The sequence below is a fragment of the Mesorhizobium sp. L2C066B000 genome, from assembly GCF_000502335.1.
In the GTDB taxonomy this organism is placed as follows: Bacteria; Pseudomonadota; Alphaproteobacteria; order Rhizobiales; family Rhizobiaceae; genus Mesorhizobium.
The window spans coordinates 45,914-61,406 of the sequence record NZ_AYWZ01000013.1 but is presented as its reverse complement, the minus strand read 5'-3'; the positions used below and the strand labels follow the sequence as shown (position 1 = coordinate 61,406).

The 15,493-nt window shown below is 63.3% G+C and carries 14 protein-coding genes and 1 pseudogene; 9 read left to right on the top strand and 6 right to left on the bottom strand.

Going from position 1 to position 15,493, the window contains the following annotated elements; all coding sequences use genetic code 11:
* Positions 1-246: 246 nt before the first annotated feature.
* Positions 247-1,209: a hypothetical protein gene (locus X733_RS142920; protein ID WP_245274487.1), complete on the bottom strand. Its 963-nt coding sequence runs from the start codon at positions 1,207-1,209 to the stop codon at positions 247-249.
* Between X733_RS142920 and X733_RS142925 the strand changes: the two genes are divergently transcribed.
* From X733_RS142925 to X733_RS142950, 6 genes are read left to right on the top strand one after another with little or no spacing between them, the layout of a single operon-like run.
* A complete protein-coding gene (locus tag X733_RS142925; protein WP_023819567.1) occupies positions 1,180-1,812 on the top strand; it encodes a DUF4129 domain-containing protein in 633 nt (210 codons plus the stop codon). The two genes, X733_RS142920 and X733_RS142925, sit on opposite strands and share 30 nt — an antisense overlap.
* Positions 1,809-3,017: a hypothetical protein gene (locus tag X733_RS142930; protein WP_023724876.1), complete on the top strand. Its 1,209-nt coding sequence runs from the start codon at positions 1,809-1,811 to the stop codon at positions 3,015-3,017. The genes X733_RS142925 and X733_RS142930 overlap by 4 nt, the downstream gene beginning before the upstream one ends.
* The gene (locus X733_RS142935; protein WP_023724875.1) at positions 3,004-3,960 is read left to right on the top strand and encodes a MoxR family ATPase; all 957 of its coding nucleotides are present in this window, start codon (positions 3,004-3,006) and stop codon (positions 3,958-3,960) included. Before X733_RS142930 ends, X733_RS142935 begins: the two co-directional genes overlap by 14 nt.
* Entirely contained in the window at positions 3,957-5,267 is a 1,311-nt protein-coding gene (locus X733_RS142940) for a DUF58 domain-containing protein (protein ID WP_023724874.1), read from the top strand. Before X733_RS142935 ends, X733_RS142940 begins: the two co-directional genes overlap by 4 nt.
* On the top strand, positions 5,264-6,283 hold the full coding sequence (locus X733_RS142945; RefSeq protein WP_023819566.1) for a stage II sporulation protein M: 1,020 nt from the start codon (positions 5,264-5,266) through the stop codon (positions 6,281-6,283). The genes X733_RS142940 and X733_RS142945 overlap by 4 nt, the downstream gene beginning before the upstream one ends.
* A complete protein-coding gene (locus X733_RS142950; protein WP_023742734.1) occupies positions 6,270-7,136 on the top strand; it encodes an RDD family protein in 867 nt (288 codons plus the stop codon). Before X733_RS142945 ends, X733_RS142950 begins: the two co-directional genes overlap by 14 nt.
* A 241-nt stretch (positions 7,137-7,377) precedes the next feature.
* Here the strand turns inward: X733_RS142950 and X733_RS142955 are convergent, their stop codons facing one another.
* A complete protein-coding gene (locus tag X733_RS142955) occupies positions 7,378-8,064 on the bottom strand; it encodes a D-lyxose/D-mannose family sugar isomerase (protein WP_023711606.1) in 687 nt (228 codons plus the stop codon).
* 150 nt (positions 8,065-8,214) lie between these two features.
* Between X733_RS142955 and X733_RS142960 the strand changes: the two genes are divergently transcribed.
* The 3 genes and pseudogenes from X733_RS142960 (at position 8,215) to X733_RS142965 (ending at position 9,935) form a co-directional block, all read left to right on the top strand.
* Positions 8,215-9,273 (top strand): D-TA family PLP-dependent enzyme, encoded by a 1,059-nt coding sequence (locus X733_RS142960; RefSeq protein ID WP_023819565.1) that lies wholly within the window; start codon positions 8,215-8,217, stop codon positions 9,271-9,273.
* A 68-nt stretch (positions 9,274-9,341) separates the two neighbouring features.
* Positions 9,342-9,646 (top strand): annotated as a pseudogene (locus tag X733_RS1000000168530) (type II toxin-antitoxin system RelE/ParE family toxin).
* On the top strand, positions 9,639-9,935 hold the full coding sequence (locus X733_RS142965) for an addiction module antidote protein (protein ID WP_023672893.1): 297 nt from the start codon (positions 9,639-9,641) through the stop codon (positions 9,933-9,935). Before X733_RS1000000168530 ends, X733_RS142965 begins: the two are co-directional and overlap by 8 nt.
* Before the next feature lie 47 nt (positions 9,936-9,982).
* Here X733_RS142965 and X733_RS142970 read toward each other — a convergent pair whose 3' ends face one another.
* From X733_RS142970 to X733_RS142985, 4 genes are all read right to left on the bottom strand, one after another.
* The gene (locus X733_RS142970) at positions 9,983-11,614 is read right to left on the bottom strand and encodes a sulfotransferase (protein ID WP_031193773.1); all 1,632 of its coding nucleotides are present in this window, start codon (positions 11,612-11,614) and stop codon (positions 9,983-9,985) included.
* A gap of 35 nt (positions 11,615-11,649) precedes the next feature.
* Positions 11,650-12,321: an outer membrane beta-barrel protein gene (locus X733_RS142975; RefSeq protein ID WP_023742739.1), complete on the bottom strand. Its 672-nt coding sequence runs from the start codon at positions 12,319-12,321 to the stop codon at positions 11,650-11,652.
* A 194-nt stretch (positions 12,322-12,515) separates the two neighbouring features.
* Positions 12,516-13,268: a heme ABC transporter permease gene (locus X733_RS142980; protein ID WP_023682911.1), complete on the bottom strand. Its 753-nt coding sequence runs from the start codon at positions 13,266-13,268 to the stop codon at positions 12,516-12,518.
* Between the two features lie 203 nt (positions 13,269-13,471).
* Complete coding sequence (locus X733_RS142985) at positions 13,472-15,244, bottom strand: glucan ABC transporter ATP-binding protein/ permease (protein WP_023672897.1); 1,773 nt, start codon at positions 15,242-15,244, stop codon at positions 13,472-13,474.
* Positions 15,245-15,493 lie beyond the last annotated feature (249 nt).

Here is a 15,493-nt window from a genome sequence, read left to right as displayed (position 1 = left end):
GTCGACGTTCACCAATGTAGCGACCCGGGACAGGTTCCAGAGATTGTACAGCAGTGCGGGCAGTGTCGAGAAAAGTCCGACAACCACAGCAAGGAAACCCAGATTGCGGCCAATGACCGCGAAGCTGTTGCTGAAAACCCTGCCGATGCGAAATTTTTCCGGTCGGTCCTGCGCCAGTGACGTTATGATGCCTCCTCCCCGCACTGCCTTGACCCAGCCGGGTCAAGGCAGTGCAAAGCCGTCTGCTTATGAGAAAATCTCGGCCAGTTCGTCGACGCTTGTGCCTTCCCTGACCTGGCGCAGCTCGACATAGCTGACTGCGGCGGCGACCGACAGCAGCATCGACATCACGCTCTGCACCAGCCCAGCGACGATGGCCGCGGCGATGCCGTGAAACAGGTAGACAACCACGCCGACTGCACCCTGGATGACCATGGCAATGATGATCAGGACCAGGAACAGGCCGAACAGCGACCAACGGCTGCCCTTGGTCAGGGCGCGGCTGCGCGACATGGAACCGAACACGCCGAGCCGCTCCTGGATCAGGACCGGCACCGAGACCGACCAGCCAAGCCACAGGATGATGCCGGGCACAATCAAGGCGATCGCGGCCAGGCCCGCCCCCAGGGCGACGAGGAAACCTATCGCCAGCGTCGGCAGCAAAAAGCGAATGGCAATCTGCAGGCTGTCGCCGAAGGTCGGACGCTTGCCGTTCAAATCCTCGATCGTGGCCCGTACAAGCGACGACTGAAGCAGGAGCGCGAAAATGGAGCTGATGAAAATGGCGACGAACGTGACCCAGGAATTGCGAAGGGCGAAAGTGGGATCGGCCGCGGCGCCAGGATCGGCCTGCAGGAGCGCTTGCATGCGCGAGCCGGTCCACAGCTGGAGCAAGATCGTCGGCAAACCGGAAAACAGCAGTGCCAGTCCGACGCTAAGGCCGACATTGCGGCCGATGACGGAGAAGATGTTGTTGAAGACCCTGCCGATCTGAAATTTCTCAGGCCGTGCAAATGTTGCCGAAGTCATGATGCGCCCCCTGTTCCACCGCCGAATATTGTCCGGCAGCCGCAGTAGTAAATTTGCCAAGATTAACGACTGGCGTCTAGCCCACTTGCAAAAGTTACGCTGCATTGCCAGTGTCGGCTCGCGAACCGCAGGTTGCAGGGGGGCGAGAAGGTGACTGCTGCACAGCCGGACGCTGCGCAAGCCGAATGGCTGGCCAAACTGCACAAGCAGTTGCTGTCGGACGATTCGATCCAGTTCGACCTGCCGGCCTACAGACCACCCGAGACCCCCGAGTGGCTAAGACCGCTGGGCGAGTTCCTGAAATCGCTCGGCCCGTACATGATCTACCTGTTCTGGGGGGCCGTGATCACAGGTGCCGCAATCATTCTGCTGCTGATTTTGCTTGAGGTGAAAGGCGTCGCCTGGCGCCTGCCCTGGTGGCGCAAAAAGAGCGTGACCGAGGCGGAAGCGACATGGCACCCCGACGTGGGCGCCGCGCAGGTCCTGCTGTCGGAAGCCGATGCGCTGGCCGCCCGGGGCGAGTATGACGAGGCGGTGCATCTCCTGCTTCGCCGCAGCGTTGCCGACATTGCCGGCCGCCTGCCCGACTTCCTGCGCCCGTCGCTGACCGCGCGCGATATCGCGGGAGCGGCGTCGCTGCCAACGCGGGCGCGTGGCGCCTTTACCCAGATCGCGCGCATCGTCGAGGCCGCTCTGTTCGCGCGCCGGCCGGTCGGGCCAGAGGGCTGGCAGGAGGCGCGCAGCGCCTATGAGCGATTCGTCTTCAGGGATGCCTGGACTTGAGTGACACGACAGCCGACATCGCCCAGCAGGAACCGTTCAGCCGCAGGACGGTGTTCTGGGGCATTTTCGCCAGCCTGCTCGCGGCGGCGGGCTTCTTCCTTTTGTCCACCTATGCCCCCGATTTTCGCCAGCCGAGCGTCGGTGGCGCAACGCCGCTCTCGAAGAGCGGCATCGGCTATGCCGGCTTGGCGGAATGGCTGGAGCTGACCGGCGAAGCGCCCGACATGGCGCGGTCCGACAGCGATCTTCAGATCGACACGAACCTCCTGATCGTCACGATTTCGCCCGACAGCGACCCGGATGCGCTTGCCAACATCGTCAAGCTTCGCAAGGGCCTGGATACGCTGTTCGTGCTGCCCAAATGGGCGACCTTGCCGCTGTTCGAGCACGAGGGGTGGGAGATGAAGATCCAGCGGCTGCCGGACGTCGTGGTCAACGACTGGCTCGCCCGGATCGCCAAGGCCAAGCTCGGCGAAGGTGAGACCACGGTCAAGCAACTCGACGTCTCAGGGCAAATGGTCAGCGTTCCCGACCAGCTGCAATGGGTGGCCGACGAACACCCGCTGATTGCCGCCGGCAACGGCAAGGCCGTGCTGACCGAGGTCGAAGACGAGCGGTTCTACATTCTGACGGACCCCGATCTCATCAATAACGCCGGCTTGAAAGATCCCGACAAGGCGGCGGCGGCGCTCAAGCTGATCGAGCTCCTGCAGCCCGAAGAGGGTGCTGTCATGTTCGACCTGACGCTGCATGGCGTCGGGCGAAAATACGATCTCGCCAAGCTTCTGGTCGAGCCGCCCTTCCTGGCGCTGACGCTGACCATCCTGGCGGCGGCGGCACTTGCCTTCCTGCATGGCCTTGGCCGGTTCGGGCCGCCACGGGCCGATCAGCGCGCCATCGCCTTCGGCAAACGCGCGCTGGTCGACACCACGGCGATGCTGTTGCGCCGCGCCGGCCGGCTCGAAGAACTAGGCGACCGCTATGGAGCACTGGCACGCGTACGCGCCGGCGCGCTGCTCGGCGCGCCGCACGGTTTGCAGAGCGAAGCGCTCGACCGCTGGCTCGATTCCCGCGATAAGGACGAAGCCGGCGGGTTCACGACCCGCCTGCAAGCTGCGAACGCGGCAAAGACCCTGACACAAATGCATGATGCAGCCGAAAAGCTGCACGACTGGACGGCAAGGAGGCTCGGTGAACGTCGATGATGTGAAGGCCCTGGCGACACAGATCAGGGAAGAGGTGGCCAAGGCCATCACCGGGCAACACGATACGGTCGATCTGATGCTGACGGCATTGTTCGCCGGCGGGCATATATTGCTCGAGGGACCGCCGGGCACGGCCAAGACGATGACGGCGCGCTGCTTTGCCCAGGCGCTGGGCGTCGCCTATGGCCGCATCCAGTTCACACCCGACCTGATGCCCGGCGATATCGTCGGTTCCAACATCTACAATTTCCAGACCGGGCAATTCACGCTGACGCGCGGCCCGATCTTCTGCGACCTTTTGCTCGCCGACGAGATCAACCGCACGCCGCCCAAGACCCAGGCTGCCCTTTTGGAGGCGATGCAGGAGCATGCCGTCACCTTCGACGGCACCACTCATGCGCTCGGCCCGAACTTCATGGTGGTGGCGACGCAGAACCCTATCGAACATCAGGGCGTCTATCCTCTGCCCGAAGCCCAGCTCGACCGTTTCCTGTTCAAGCACCGGGTGAGCTACCCCGGCGCGCAAGAGGAAAAGGCGATCATCATCCACCATGGCGGCGGCACCGCCTCGCACGATATCAAGCAATACGGCATCACCGCCCAGGCCGACCGCAAGACGCTGGAAAAGGCGTTGGCGACCGTCGGCGAGGTCACGCTTGTCGACGACGTCGTGGACTATATCGCAAGGCTGGTGCGGGCCACGCGCGCCAGCCCCGATCTGGAAGTCGGTGCCAGCCCGCGTGCGGGCGCCATGCTGGCGAGAGCCGCACGCGCCCGGGCAGCGCTCGACGGGCGCGCCTATGTCATCCCCGACGACGTCAAGGCGCTTGCCGTGCCGGCGCTGCGCCATCGCGTGATCCTGTCGCCGGCGGCGCAGATCGACGGCCGCCTGGTCGAGCAGATCGTCACCGACTTGGTCGACCAGACGGAAGCGCCACGTTGATATATCCGAGCGGCCGGGCAGTCTGGGCAGGTGCGGCAGGTGCAATACCGGCCTTCCTGATCGCGCTCGCGTTGCCGTCGCTGTGGTATCTCGGCCTGTTGTGGATCTGCGTGCTGCTTGCTTTCCTGGCCGTGGACGCCGCCGCCGGACCCGGACGGGCTTCGCTGGATGCCAGCATCCATGCCCCGCCGCAGGTCAGCGTCGGCGGCCAGTTCACCGTCCATGTCATCGCCGGGCTCAGCGGACGGCCGCGCGCCGTGCAGGCGCGTCTTGGCCATGACGAGCGGCTGGAACCGCTGGGCGGCACCGGCGGCGCGTTGACCGCCGAGGCCGACAGCGCATCGCTCGATCTCAAATTTCAGGCGCTGCGGCGCGGCATCGCCAGGTTCGATCGCCTGTGGGTGCGCTGGCGCGGGCCGTTCGGGCTGGTCTGGAACCAGGTGGTGCTGCCGATGGCGAGCCAAGTCGCGGTGCTGCCCGATGTCAGCAGCGCCCGCGACGAGGCGATCACGCTTCTGCAGCGTCAGGCGCTGCCCGACGGCCATGCGCAGCGCCGCGCCGGCCAGGGCCGCGAATTCGAGGCGCTCAAGGACTACCAGCCCGGCATGGGCCGGCGCATGATCGACTGGAAGCGCAGCGCCCGCCACGGCAGGCTTCTGGCGCGCGAATTCCGTATCGAGGAGAACAACAACATCGTGCTGGCCATCGATAGCGGCCGGCTGATGTGCGAGCCCGTCGACGGCGTGCCGAAGGTCGACCGCGCCGTCACCGCAGCCTTGCTGTCAGCGTTCATTGCGCTGAAGGGCGGCGACATGGTCTCCCTGTTCGGCTTCGACGCGCGGCCGCGCGTTTCCAGCGGCGCCGTGCGCGGCTCCGCCAGCTTCGCCATGATCCAGAAGCGGGCGGCGGAGATCGACTATTCCACCGAAGAGACCAATTTCACCCTGGCGCTGACGACGCTGGCGGCGCGGCTCGACCGGCGCTCGCTGGTGATCATCTTCACCGACTTCGTCGATCCGATCAGCGCCGAACTGATGCTGCGCACCGTCGGCCGGCTCACCGAACGGCATCTGGTGCTGTTCATGATGATGAGGGATGTCGAACTGGAGACACTGGCCGACATGCCGCCGGACGCACCGGAGGATGTGGCGCGCTCCGTCGTCGCCGGCGGGCTGCTGCGCGAAAGGCAGGTCGTCATCGGCAGGCTCAGGCTGCTCGGCGCGCATGTCATCGAAGCCGACCATCAGAGGCTCGGGCCGGCGCTGGTCGAGCGCTATCTCGAGCTCAAGCGAGAGGATCTGTTGTGAACGCGCTGGTCGGCAAGGATGCGGTGCGCCAGTCGCTGGCGAGCTTCCGTTCGGAGCGCGAGGCCGACTGGAAGGCGTTCGAGGCGCTGCTTGCCCGGGTCGAGAAACGTGCGCCACGCACGCTATCGGAAGACGAACTGCTGTCGCTGCCGCTGCTCTACCGCTCGGCGCTGTCCTCGCTTTCGGTGGCGCGGGCGACGTCGCTCGACAATGCGCTGGTCAGCTATCTCGAAGCGCTTTGCCTGCGCGGCTACTTCTACCTCTATGGCGCACGTCGCGGCTTGCGGCAGCGCATCGGCGACTTCTTCCTGCATGACTGGCCGCATGCCATTCGCGATTTGTGGCGCGAGACCTTGCTGTCGGTCGTCCTGACCTTTGTCGGCGCCGGCGCCGGCTACTGGCTGGTGGCCAAAGACAAGGGCTGGTTCGACGCCATCATTCCGCCGAGCCTGGCCGGCGGGCGCAACCCGGATGCCTCGGCCGACGTGCTGCGACAGGTGCTTTATGACGGCGCCGACAGCAATTTCCTGTCGGGCTTCGCCGCCTATCTGTTCACGCACAATGTCCAGGTGGCGATCCTGGCCTTCGCGCTGGGCTTTGCCTTCGCGGTGCCGAGCGTGCTCTTGATCCTGATGAATGGCTGCCTGCTTGGCGCGATGTTCCAGATCTACGTCGCCAAGGGGCTTGGGCTGGAGCTGGGCGTATGGCTGTCCATCCATGGCACCACCGAGATGTTCGCGATCGCCTTGGCGGGCGCCGCCGGCATGCGCATCGGCACGCGCATCGCCTTCCCCGGCGAACTGACGCGGATGACGGCTGCTGCCGATGCCGGGCGCGTGGCCGCCACCACCATGGTCGGGGTGACGATCATGCTTTTGTTTGCCGGCCTGCTCGAAGGCATCGGCAGGCAGGTGATCACCAGCGACGTGACACGCTACGCCATTGGCGGCGGCATGCTGACGCTGTGGCTCTGTTATTTCTATGTGTTCAGGGTGGTGTGGCATGGCGACCGCTAGGCGTGCTGCCGTCTCGACGATACGGCCGCTGATCACGCCGGAAGGGGTCGATCTCCGGATCAAGCTCGCCGATGCCGGCACTCGCGCCGCCGCCTTCCTGCTCGACTTTGTCATCATCATCGTCACGGCGATCGTGATCTCGATCGTCGCGCTGTTCGGGCTGGCCGGCCTCAAAGGCGAAGGCGCGCAGCCGCTGTTCATCGTCTGGATCATCCTGATCTTCTTCCTGCGCAACGCCTATTTCATCGTCTTCGAAGCCGGCCGCCGCGCCGCCACGCCCGGCAAGCGGATGCTCGGCATCCGGGTGGCGTCGCGCAGCGGCGCCGGCCTGTCAGTCGATCAGGTCATTGCCCGCAACCTGATGCGCGAGATCGAGATCTTCCTGCCGTTGTCGATCATCCTCGGCCGCAGCGAGATGGGGCTCGCCGACACGCTGACGACGATCTTCGGACTGGTGTGGACGCTGTTGTTTGCGCTCTTCCCGCTGTTCAACCGCGACCGCATGCGCATCGGCGACCTGTTGGCCGGAACCTGGGTGGTCGAGGCGCCGAAACTGGCGCTGGTCGAAGACCTGTCGCAACGCCAGGACACCACCACCCGCGCCTTCCGCTTCACCCAGGCGCAGCTCGATGCCTATGGCATCGCCGAACTGCACAAGCTGGAAGAGGTGCTGCGCCGCGACGACTATTTCGCCCTGAAAGCCGTGGCCGAGACGATCGGGCGCAAAATCGGCATGACAATCGAGCCGGTCGATTCCAGGGCCTTCCTCACCGCCTATTATGGCGAGCTGCGGGCACAGCTTGAGCGCAAGCTTTTGCTGGGGACGCGCAAGGCGGATAAGTACCAGCGGTAGAAAGAGGGGCCCACTGCTGCGATGGGTGAGTCCAACCGTCGGCGCCGCCCCTCATTGCCCTGCCGGGCATTTCGCCCCGTAGTGACGGGGAGAAAGAGGCTGTTGCCGAGGATTTTGCCAGCTCGGCAGAATGGACGCCGAGGTTTGCGGTCAGCCCCTTCTCCCCGTCACTATACGGGGAGAAGATGCCGGCAGGCAGATGAGGGGCAGCACCAGCCGATGGATATGGAGTGCCTCTCGCCTACCCCACCCACTTCTCGTAGTCGGACACCAGCAGGTGCAACGGGGCGACGTCCTCGTCGATGTTGGAGAAGCGGCCGATCGGCTCGCGGAAGACGTTGTCGGTAAGGTCGTCATTGACGGTCGAGACCTCGCCGATCAGCACATCCTTGCCCTCGGCCCAGAAGGCGTGCCAGACGCCGGGCATCAGCGTCACGCTCTGGCCCGGGTCGAGCTTCAGCAGCCCGCCTGCCGGCAGCCTGTGGATGGTGCCGTCGACCGGCACCGACACTTCGGCCTTCGGATCGATGCCGCCGTCGCGATCGTGCATGAACAGTTCGAGCACCAGCTTCCCGCCGCCGCGGTTGATGATGTCCTCGGCCTTGATGTTGTGGCGGTGCATCGGCGACAGCTGATCCTTGCGCGAGATCATGATCTTCTCGGCATAGAGCATGCCCATGCCCTTCTTCATGTCGGCGTAGACGCCGTTGCGAACGGTGAACAGGAACAGGCCGAGTTCGTCGAATTTTTCCTGGCCGTAATCGGTGATGTCCCAACCGAGCCGCGAGGTGAAAATGGCGGCGGAGTCGGCCTTGCGCGCCTTCATCTCTTCCGGGCTCCAGTAGGCGAAGGGCGGCATGATGTAGCCGAACGAGCGGATGAAGGCGTCTGCATCGCGGATGATGTCGTTGACGGTGGAGCGTTTCATGATCGTGATCCCTTCGCGTCGCGTTCCCTGGAGTTATCTGAAGCGCATAGCCGAACAGCGCTGCGGTGTCGACGCAAACTGCGTGCTGGCCCCATGACATCCGTGCGGATCGGGGCCATAAGTCAGCCAGATTTCCCAAGGTGATATTTCATGCAAGGCATAGACGACCTCGACACGCCGGCGATCCTCATCGACGCAGCCCGCGCCGAAGCCAACATCACACGAGCGCAGGCGCATGCCGACCGCCAGGGGCTGAAACTCAGGCCGCACATCAAGACGCACAAGCTGCCTTATTGGGCGAAGAAGCAGGTGGCGGCCGGCGCGGTCGGCATCACCTGCCAGAAGATCGGCGAAGCCGAGGTGATGGCCGATGCCGGGCTGACCGATATTTTCCTGCCCTACAACATCCTTGGCCGCGCCAAGCTGGAGCGCCTCAAGGCGCTGCATGGCCGTGTGACACTGTCAGTGACGGTGGACAGCCTCGAAACGCTGGATGGGCTCGCCGCCACCTTCACCGATACCGGGCACCCCCTGCCCCTCCTGGTCGAATGCGACACCGGCATGGGCCGTTGCGGCGTGCAGAGCGCCGCCGAGGCGCTGGCACTGGCGAAGTTGATCGACCAAGCCAAGGGGCTCACCTTCGGCGGGCTGATGACCTACCCCGCGGCCGGCCGCGCCGCCGAGGCTGAATCCTGGCTGGCCGGCGCCAAGCAAACGCTCGCGGCCTCGGGTCTCGCCTGTGATCGCATTTCAAGCGGCGGCACGCCTGAAATGTGGCGCTCCGGCGAGGACAGCGTGGTGACCGAATACCGCCCCGGCACCTACATCTACCTCGACCGCTACCAGGTCGCCAAAGGCGTCGGCACGCTCGACGATTGTGCGCTGACGGTGCTCGCCACAGTGGTCAGCCATCCGACGCCGGCCCGGGCCATCCTCGACAGCGGCAGCAAGGCGCTGTCCAGCGACACGCTGGGGCTCGCCGATTTTGGCGAGCTGCTCGGCATGCCCGGAGCCCGCGTCACCAGCTTGAGCGAGGAACATGGCACGGTCACGCTTGAAAATGGCGCGAAGCTTCGCATTGGCGAGCGCGTGCGCTTGGTTCCGGATCATTGCTGCGTGGTGACCAACCTGTTCGACCAGGTGCATCTGATCGAGGGCGACAAGGTGCTGGAAACGCTGAAGGTGGAAGCGCGTGGACGGATGGGGTGAGGCTTTCGTTTTGGAGGCTCGCCCTATTTCGGCATTGACGAATTGTAATTTATAACTTACTAGTCCCCATGACAATCCTGAAGCAGACAGCCACCTTTCGGAGGTGGCACCAAAAGCTGAAAGACGGAAGAGCCAAGGCGGCAATTGCCGTTCGGCTGCAACGTTTGATTGTAGGAAATCCCGGCGACGTGGCCCCAGTGGGTGAAGGCATCAGTGAATTGCGCATTCACTATGGGCCCGGCTATCGCGTTTATTTCACAAGCGCGGTGAAACGGTCATCCTGCTCCTGTGCGGCGGGGATAAAAGTTCACAAGAAACCGACATACGGACAGCAAAGCGCCTGGCCGTAGAATGGAGTGACGACAATGGTTGAAAAAATCTACGATTTCGATCCCGCCGAAATGCTCGATTCCGATACGGCAATCGAGGCGTTTCTGGCAGAGGCAATGGAAACCGGAGACGCCAAATTCGTCGCGTCCGCCCTCGGTGTCGTTGCCCGCGCCAAGGGGATGAGCAACATTGCCAGAAAGACCGGCTTGGCTCGCGAGCATCTTTATACCTCGCTCAGCGAAAACGGTAATCCTACGCTGGAAACCACACTGGCGGTCATGAAAGCATTCGGCTTTCATTTGGCCCCAAAGCACGATGCAACTCAGGTCTAATCTACGCCAGCGCGCGTCGAGCGCGAGGTTGTTCGGGCCAACTGAAATCAGGACTGATAAACCGGACCCAGCGCCGCCTTCAGCGGATCCAGCGCGTCGCCATACAGCTTCCAGCGCTCGACCGAGGATGAATAGATCGGCTGGCGCACCTGCCAGCGGCTCGGCGTCCGCACGGTGCGCTCGGTTTCGTTGAAACGCAAGCAGGCATCGTCCCACTCGATGCCGAGGAATCCGATCAATCCGCGGGCGCGATTTTCGAAATCGGCGACCGTTTCTTCGTAGGGCATGTCGTGGATATCCAGCGGGATGACCTTGGCCCAATGGCGCATCAGGCGCTCATACTGCCGGTAATACTGCCCAAGCTTGGTCAGATCGGCGTTGTAGCCGTGCGCCTCGGAAAAATTATGCATGAAACAGGACGCGCAATTGTCCATCGGGTCACGCCGGCAATGGATGATGCGGGCATTCGGCAAGATCAGGCTGATGAAGGCCAGCAGCTCGAAATTATGCGGCATCTTGTCGACGACAAGCCGCGCCGTGTTGTTGCGCTTTTTGAGAGCGTCGAGATATTTCGATCCAAGCTCCTTGGCCTTGGCCGCAGTGAGCGCCGCCATGGCCTCGGTGAAAATGGCTGGGTCGAGCTTGTCGAACCCAAGTTCGCCGGCAAGTGAACGAATGGTCGACAACTCGCCGGCGCCATGGATATCGCGATGACTGGCGCATATCTGCTCGGTCAGCGTCGTTCCCGACCGTGGCATGCCGACGATGAAGACCGGGCGTCTGGATGGATTTCCCAAATTGGCTCGCGCCTCGAAGAAGCCGGCGTCGAAGGTGTTGATGAAGCTGTCGTAAAGCTGGGTGTGCCGGTCGATGTCGAAGTCATTGCCGGAAATCGCCTTGGCCCTCGCGAAATGGCGGATGGCCGGGCCATAATCGCGCTGATCATTGAGCATCTTGCCGGCGGCGTGGTGCAGCACTACCCGCTCGCGATCGGTGGTTGTCGGCAATTCCAGGCGTTTCAGCACCAAAGGCAACGTCGGATCGTCCTTGACCGCCCGGCGCGCAAGCGCCATTCCAGCCAGCGCCTCGACATGGCCCGGGTCGATGGCAAGGGCCTTGCTGAAGCATTCGACCGCCTCGGCCGGCCGGCCAATGTCGGTGAGCAAATCGCCCATACCGGCAAGTGCCATCACCGACTGGCCGTCGATAGCCAGCGCCTGGCGATAGAACCCTTCGGCAATGTCGCCCTCGAGCTGGCTGCGGTAGGAGCGGCCGAGATTGCACAGCGCTTCGATGAGCCCTCCGTCGAGCTCGATCGCCTTTCTCAGATGTCTGCGCGCCTTGTCGACGTTGCCGGTGACATTGTAGGCATTGCCGAGATTGTTGCGGAAGATGGCGTTGTCCGGTTCGAGCTTGACCGCCCTTTCCATATAGGCAATGGCGGCGTCATGATGCTCGGCCTCGATGGCGAGCGTGCCCATCAGGTTCAGCGCCATGGCATTTTTGGGCTGCGTGCGAAGCACCGTCTGGTAGCAGAACTCGGCCTCGCGAAAACGCTTGCGCCGTTGCAGGTCGATGCCGCGCTGCAATGTCTTTTCCGCCGGCTCACCGGCGGTCGGCAGCGAGGCTGGGATCATTGCCGGCAGGCCCAGGGGTTGCCGGCGTGGCAAGAGCGGCATCCGTCAAATCCCGGTCGCGGCCTGCGACGAACCAATCAGAACTTCAGGGTAACGCCAAGCTGGAGATTGTGGGAGTACAATTTGGCGTTCTCGTATGTGCCGCCGCCATCATTGTCGTCTAGATCCACGCTTGTCACGGCCTTAAAGCGGTAACCGAAATCGAGGTCGACATTCTGCGTTACCGCGTAGGTAACACCGGCGCCCACCTGGCCGGCGAAACCCCAGCCGCCAGGCCCGTATCCAAAGGCGTGGCCATCAAAGTGAGTATCGGCGGTAACATAGGCCGCGCCGACACCGCCGCCGACATAGAGTTTGGCATCACCAAAATGCGCAACATCGGCCCAGACGTTGGCGAGAAGATAGGTGGCCGACAGATTGCCGGAAGCCGGATAGTTGCCGACGCCCGTGTAGCTGTATTCGCTTGCCTTGTAGCGCGCGTAGGACAGTTCGCCTTCGACACGAAACACATCGTTGATGCGCCGACCGACAGCGCCGCCGATTACGAACCCGGTATCAAGATCGACTGAATAGCCAGTACCATTGTAGTCCGTTTTCACATGGTTCGGGAAACTGGCGCCGCCGAAGAGCGTGACGTACCAGAGATCCTCCGCCCTCGGAACGTCGACAATCGCGTCGGCGGCGTAGGCCGAACTCCAACCAAGCGCCAATGCAAATGTCGAGACGCCAGCCAACAAGCGCAGTTTCATCGCCGATTCCCTCGCTACAACTAGTGACTGGTATCACTCTTGCTTCGCGGCCGAGCTGTCAAGAAAGCAAACGAGATCAAGGAGCCAAGCGAAGTCGGGAACAATCTTTTGAGAATTCTTGTTGCTGCACCGCAACATAGCAGCACATGCTAATGTTTGGCGGCAGGCGTATGGCTTCGGTTTTGAAAATCGCGCTAGTCGGCCTGCCGTGCCGCCACCCTGCGCATGGCGATCACCCGCCGGCGGCGGATTTCGGTGCGCATCGCCGTCAAATGCAGCGCGAAGAACAGCACGGTGAAGCCGAGCGCCATCACCAGCAGTGGCCATAGCAGGCTGGGATCGATCGTCGGTCCGCCGAGCCGGAACACCGAGGCCGGCTGGTGCAGCGTGTTCCACCAGTCGACCGAGAATTTGATGATCGGGATGTTTATGAAGCCGACGAGCGTGATGATGGCGGCGGCCCAGGCGGCGCGGCTGGCGTCATCGAGCGCACGCGTCAGCGCGATGATGCCGAGATACATCAGGAACAGGATGAAGACCGAGGTCAGGCGGGCGTCCCAGACCCACCAGGTGCCCCACATCGGCTTGCCCCAGATCGAGCCGGTGACCAGCGCAAGCGCGGTGAAGGTGGCGCCGATCGGGGCTGCCGACTTCAGCGCGACATCGGCCAAGGGATGGCGCCAGACCAGCGTGCCGAGCGCGGCGACGGCCATCACCGTGTAGCACATCATGGCGAGCCAGGCGAAAGGCACGTGGATATACATGATGCGCACCGTGATGCCCTGCTGGAAATCCTCAGGCGCGGCAAAGCTCATATAGAGACCGATGGCGAGCAGGATCGCGGCGATCGACGCCAGCCACGGCACCAGCCTATCGGCCAGCCCGACAAAGCGCGTGGGGTTGGCGAGGTCGGTCCAGCCGGCGAGGCGTGAGGAGGTATCGCTCATAAGGTCTAGATAGACCGGCGGCGCGTTCGGGGCAATCGAGGGAGTGTCGCAGTCTTATTTACCCTCCCCCTCGTGGGGAGGGTCGCTGCGAAGCAGCGGGGTGGGGGTGGTGGGGCACTANGGGGGGGGGGGGGGGGTGGTGGGGCACTACCCCCACCCGGACCCTACGGGTCCGACCTCCCCACAAGGGGGAGGTAAAAAAGCTACGCCGCTTCGATATTCACCGTGCGGCTGAGACGGCGGACTTCCTCGTCGTTGAGCAGGCCGCCGGCGCGCAGCAGGCTGGCGAAACGGCCATTGCGCAGCGACAGTTCGGCGAAGCCGCCCATCTCGACCACCTTGCCCTTGTCCATGAACACGACCAGGTCGGCGTCGCGGACGGTGGTCAGGCGGTGGGCGATGATGAAGGTGGTGCGGTTGCGCCTCAGTTCGTCGATGGCTTCCTTGACGCGGTCCTCGGTCTCGACATCGAGCGCGCTGGTCGCCTCGTCGAGCACCAGAATCGGTGCGTCCTTGAGCACGGCGCGGGCAATGGCGATGCGCTGACGCTCGCCGCCCGAAAGCTGGCCGCCGCGCTCGCCAACGACGGTGTCATAGCCGGCGCTCTTGGCAAGGATAAAATCCTGCGCGGCAGCCGCATTGGCGGCGGCGTGAACCTCGTCATAAGTCGCCTCGGCACGACCGACGCGGATGTTGTCCTCGATCGAGCGGTTGAGCAGGCCGGCATCCTGGAAGACGGTGGCGATCGAATGACGCAGCGACTTGCGGGTCACCGTGCGGGTGTCGATGCCGTCGATCAGGATACGGCCATGAGACGGCGAGAAGACGCGCTGCAAGAGGTTGATCAGCGTCGTCTTGCCGGCGCCGGTCGGGCCGACGATGGCAACCGTCTGCCCGGCCTGGACCTCGAAGGAGACGTCGTCGACGCCCTGCCTCGAATTGGCAAACTCGAAGCCGACATTCTCGAAGCGGACGTGGCCGGTGACGTTGGTGAGGTCGCGCAAGCCGTCCGGCTCGGCGGAGTCGGCGGCCGAATCCTCGAGGTGATAGAAGTCCTCGAGCTTGGCACGGGCTTCCGAAATCTGGTTGGCGAAAGCCGACATCTGGTCGAGGCGGGCAATCAGCAGCGTGGCAAAGCCGGTGAAGGCGATGACGTCGCCGATCTTGAGCTGGCCATGGGTGACCAGATAGGCGCCGATCAAAAGCACAACCATCATCGAAATGGTCGACGACAGGCGGTGCAACGCATTGGCCATCGCCCACCAGTCGAGCACCGGGTTCTGCGCGTCGAGCAGGTTCTTGACATAGCGGCGCAGCGTATCGGCCTCGTGGCCGAGACGGTTGTAGCTCTGCAGCACGGCGACATTGCTGACCGAGTCGGTCACATGCGCGAACACCTGATGGTAGTGGCGCTCGACCGCGGCCTGGCCCGCCTTGGTGCGCTTCATCACAAGCCGGCCGATGCCGACATAGAGAACGCCCAGCGCCATCAGCACCAGCGACATGCGAAGATCCATGCTTATAGCGGTCGGAATCAGCAGAGCCAGCGCAACAGCCGTCGACAGATGCTGGCGCATGAATTCAAGCCACAGGCTGAACAGCGTCTCGACGGCGCGCAGCAGCGTGTGCAGCGCGTTGGAGGTGCCGCGCTGGTGGTGCCAGGCGAGCGGCATGGTGATCACGCGCTCGAACGACTGGCACAGCACCTCGCTGCGCCGCTTGTGGGCAAAACGGTCGGCGCCGCGCGCCACCAGCACGAAGGCGACGATGTTAAAGGCGCCGAGACCGGCCCACAGCGCCAGCGTCGAAAACACCGAACCCTTATCGGAGATGGCGTCGATTACCCGGCCGAACATGATCGGCTCGAGGATGGCGATAATGGCGAGCGCGACATTCGCACCGCAGATAAACGCAACGCGCTTCCTGTCGGCTGCGAGATAACCCAGCGCTCTCCAGTAGATTTGCAGAAGTGACACTTCAGCTACTCCGCCCAAAACATTATTGTGCACCGCACCATTTCTTGACACGTACCGGTTAACGGGTCGCAAAACAATGCCCGTCTACCTCTTCCGTTCCCATTCTGCGAACAAAAGATGACGACGTTGCGAAATCTGCCGTGATCACCTAACGGTTTGAGATAAAAGGTGAAATGTCAGTCTTGCGGCAAAATCATGGCAGCAGCTGGCCCTGCCACATTTTTAGTCACTGCACGCTTGGACCGCCGT

Excerpts from the sequence above, each read along its gene's own strand:
- X733_RS142955 (WP_023711606.1), bottom strand. The coding sequence starts at position 8,064 with ATGAAACGCTCCACCGTCAACGACATCATCCGCGATGCAGACGCCTTC.
- X733_RS142960 (WP_023819565.1), top strand. The coding sequence starts at position 8,215 with ATGCAAGGCATAGACGACCTCGACACGCCGGCGATCCTCATCGACGCA.
- X733_RS142970 (WP_031193773.1), bottom strand. The coding sequence starts at position 11,614 with ATGCCGCTCTTGCCACGCCGGCAACCCCTGGGCCTGCCGGCAATGATC.
- X733_RS142980 (WP_023682911.1), bottom strand. The coding sequence starts at position 13,268 with ATGAGCGATACCTCCTCACGCCTCGCCGGCTGGACCGACCTCGCCAAC.
- X733_RS142950 (WP_023742734.1), top strand. The coding sequence starts at position 6,270 with ATGGCGACCGCTAGGCGTGCTGCCGTCTCGACGATACGGCCGCTGATC.
- X733_RS142965 (WP_023672893.1), top strand. The coding sequence starts at position 9,639 with ATGGTTGAAAAAATCTACGATTTCGATCCCGCCGAAATGCTCGATTCC.
- X733_RS142975 (WP_023742739.1), bottom strand. The coding sequence starts at position 12,321 with ATGAAACTGCGCTTGTTGGCTGGCGTCTCGACATTTGCATTGGCGCTT.